Source organism: Areca yellow leaf disease phytoplasma, assembly GCF_041920595.1.
Genome location: NZ_CP169277.1, coordinates 139407 through 142842 on the forward strand (window position 1 = coordinate 139407; position 3436 = coordinate 142842).

General features: G+C 29.6%; 4 protein-coding genes and 1 pseudogene. All 5 read right to left on the bottom strand.

Annotation, left to right across the window (positions count from 1 at the left end; translation table 11 throughout):
* Positions 1-89: 89 nt before the first annotated feature.
* Positions 90-338 carry a hypothetical protein gene (locus ACEW7V_RS00760; protein WP_374695571.1) on the bottom strand — a complete coding sequence of 83 codons (249 nt, stop codon included), beginning with the start codon at positions 336-338 and terminating at the stop codon, positions 90-92.
* A gap of 453 nt (positions 339-791) precedes the next feature.
* Positions 792-971, bottom strand: coding sequence for a hypothetical protein (locus ACEW7V_RS00765; protein ID WP_374695572.1), 180 nt, complete (start codon positions 969-971; stop codon positions 792-794).
* 84 nt (positions 972-1055) lie between these two features.
* Complete coding sequence (locus ACEW7V_RS00770) at positions 1056-1295, bottom strand: hypothetical protein (RefSeq protein WP_374695573.1); 240 nt, start codon at positions 1293-1295, stop codon at positions 1056-1058.
* 566 nt (positions 1296-1861) lie between these two features.
* Positions 1862-2038, bottom strand: a complete 177-nt coding sequence (locus tag ACEW7V_RS00775; protein ID WP_374695574.1) for a hypothetical protein — start codon at positions 2036-2038, stop codon at positions 1862-1864.
* 493 nt (positions 2039-2531) lie between these two features.
* Positions 2532-3366 (bottom strand): annotated as a pseudogene (locus ACEW7V_RS00780) (ATP-binding cassette domain-containing protein); the annotation flags it as partial.
* Positions 3367-3436: the final 70 nt, after the last annotated feature.

Here is a 3436-nt window from a genome sequence, read left to right on the forward strand (position 1 = left end):
ATTTTTGGCTTCATTTAATTCATCTGGGGAAGAGTTTGCAATTTTTTCCTTCGGTAGCTTTTTAGACCACCATTAAACCGTCGCGAGCGTTATTGCACTAAAGCTACTTTTAAATTGGTGTCTTTTAAATATTTAAAACCTTTATTTTGATCTTTGAGTTCATTAATTTGATCTTGAGTTATTTTGTTTTTATTATAAAGAATAATTACTTTGCCCCAAAAATAAGGAACGGCGTAATTGTTAAATTCAGAAGGGAGTTTGTCTTGGAGGTCTTTGTTTAATTCATAATAATGTTTATCATCTTTTATTAATTCACCATCATCTATTGTTTCTAACATTTTGCTTTGTCTTAATTGATCAATTGCATATTCACTTAAAATAGCGGCTAGATCATATTGGTTTTTACTTTTAATTTTGGTAACTGCAAGTTCGTTAGAAGAAAAAAGAACTTGTTTAACTTTGATGTGAGTTTCTTTTTCAAACTTCTTTTCAATAATGCTAGGTTCTAAGTATTCGCCCCAATTAAATAATGTTAATGTTTGTTCTTCTTGGTGTTGTGGAAGTATATTTTTGTTTTTAAGATTAAGAATAATAAGAATAACAAAAAAGTTGTTGTTAAAATGAAAAGCAATGTTGTTGCTACAGTTTTAATTGTATTTTTCATTTGGTATTAAATTCGTTTTCATTGGTGTTTGTCTTTGCGCTTGTTTTTGTGTTAGTGGTTGTGGTTTTTTTTTTTTTTTTTGTTTTTAGTTATTGTTGTAGCTCCATTTGTACTTTCATTTTCATTGTTATTTGCCTCTGCTTCTATTTTGGCATTTTTCCTTTGGTTTTGTTTTTTGGTTGTTGTATTTGATGAAATTAAGGATAATTTTAGAACTAGCAATAATAATTAAAATAGTAGATAAAGCATTTACAGTTGGGTTAATAGTTCCTTTGAGGCTGTAGATATAAGCAGAAATATTTGGCATTCAGAGCCACCTACAAAATAAGAAATCATAAAGTCATCAAAAGAAAGACTAAAAGCAAGAGTGGCTCCTAAAAGCATAGCTCCTTTAAGTTGAGGTAGTATTACTTTTGGTTAAAGCTTTAGTGCGAGTTGCTCCTAAATCATAGGCTGCTTCTAAAGAATGAGGGTCAAGATTTATTACTTTAGGATAGACAGTAATAACTACAAAAGGAGTGCAAAAAGATATGTGGGCTAAAAGCATTTCTTCTCCAAAACCAGATTCCAAACCCATAAAACCAAAGACAACAAATAATGCTAAAGCAGTAATAATTTCCAGGAATAACAATAGAAAAATTACTTACATTAAGAACAATGTTGCGCCATTTTTTGTTGTTAAGACTTTGAGCAAGGCTAATAGCTGCAAAAGTACCTAAAAAAGTAGAAATTAAAGTAGTTAGGCAAGCAATGTATAAAGTTATTCTAATAGCAGTTTTAACTGTTTGGTCAGTCCAAAGTTTAGAATACCATTGAAAACTAAAACCTTGCCAATTAACTAAAGATGCAATTCTGCCTTCGCTTTGTTAAAAGAAAAAAATAATTAAAGATAAAATAGAATATAAATAAAGCTTAACACTAAAATGATATATAAGGTGTTAGTAATGGTTTTTTTGGGTTTTTTTGGGATTTTGGTAGAAGCAGTTTGGGGGATTTTGCCTCAGATAATTTAATTGACATCTTTGCTTTCTCCTAAATTTAATTTTTTTAAACATTTGAAAAATCAAAAAACATTGTTAAAGAAAGATGAATACAATTAGCACAAGCTTGTTTGATTTCGCCACTTAATAAAGCTTTGCTTTCTGATTAATTCAGCAATAGTAATTTGGGTAGTTGCTCCGAGATAACGTGGGAGAGCTACAATATTAGTTGCTGTTTGTAAAAAGACAAGACAAATGCCTGCAAGTACTCCTGAAAGTGATAAGGGCCAAATAATTCTTGCAATATTTGCCATTCGTTTGCTCCTAGATCTTTGGAGGCTTGAATAAGTTGGGGATTTATTTTGATAATTGCAGTGTAGATAGGCAAAAACATAAATGGTAAAAAATAAATAAATAAGTCCTGCCAATCATAGCAAAATTAGTTTCTAAAAGATTGGATATTAAAAGTTTTTTGTAATAAATGAAATATTTGTACTAATGCTTGGGTTTTGATAATCATATTAATCAACATAGTGCCATTGATGAGAATGACAAGAAAGCTTCTTTGCCATTTCTCCATTTTGAGGCGAGAAATCATATAGGCTAGAGGATAGACACAATGATAAAGACACAAAAAGTAACAATAATAGAAATTGCAATTGATCTAGCAAGGACGTATAAAAATGATTGATTGGATAAAAATTCTTGATGGTGTTGTAAAGTAAAACGGGTTGCAAAAATGCGTTTTGTTGGTTGGTATCTTGAAAAGAATCAAATAAAATAAAACCCATAGGTAAAATAATTAATCCTAATAAAATAATATAATAAGGCGAAATTAATAGTCTGTATAGTTTTTTGATTGTCCTTGCAAGTGTAGGTTTTTTTCATTACCAAATCTCCATTACATGAATATCTTCTCAGGATTAAAAGTAATATCTACTTGTTTGTTTAATTCCCAACATGGTCATGGAAGTATGAAGAAGTGTAGGTTCCTTTGTGCAGTTTTAACATCAATTTCCCAGTGAACGCCTTTAAAAATAATTGATTGTATATGCCTGTAATTGAAGCCTTTTCCTTGGGAGACAATATCAATGTCTTGGGACGAATAACAATATCTACATTTTTCTTCTTTGCTAAAACCCTATCTACACAATTAAAGTTGATTGTCAAAATGAACTAAAAATCATCTTTCATCACTCCTTTAATTAAGTTGGATTCTCTACAAATTGAGCTACAAGGCATGATTAGCAGGTTCGTTGTAAATATCTTCAGGACTTCTATTTGTTGAATTTCGCATGATTCATGACAACTACTTTATCGCTCACATAATGAAATATTTCTTCTTGGTCGTGAGTGACCTGATAAAAAAAAAGTAATTCCTGAGTTTTTTGGATTTCTTTAAGTTTCGTATTGCATTTCTTGTTTTAATTTTAAATCTAGATTGAGTAAAGGCTCATCAAGTAATAAAACTTGTGGTTTGTTAATTAAAAGCTCTTGCAATTGCTACTCGTTGTTGTTGTCGCACAAAATAATTGTTCAAATGGTTCTTTTCAGTCAACACCTTAAACCCGCAATTTTGGGTATTTGTAATAAGCAACTTTTTGGATTTGTTCTTTATTTGCTCTTTCTTGTTTATTTTTGCATTTTAGAGCATTTTATTTTTTTGCTTCCCAAAATCTTTAGTTAAGTTTCAATTTGATTATTACTAAAGTTATGTGTAATTTAGACAGTTTTTTCTTTTTTTTTTTTTTTTTTTTTTTGTTAAATCTTTGATTTAATTCTTGATGATTTG

Bases quoted from the DNA above. Each gene is read 5' to 3' on its own strand.
- ACEW7V_RS00760 (WP_374695571.1), bottom strand. From the start codon at position 338: ATGTTAGAAACAATAGATGATGGTGAATTAATAAAAGATGATAAACAT.
- ACEW7V_RS00765 (WP_374695572.1), bottom strand. From the start codon at position 971: ATGCCAAATATTTCTGCTTATATCTACAGCCTCAAAGGAACTATTAAC.
- ACEW7V_RS00775 (WP_374695574.1), bottom strand. From the start codon at position 2,038: ATGTTTTTGCCTATCTACACTGCAATTATCAAAATAAATCCCCAACTT.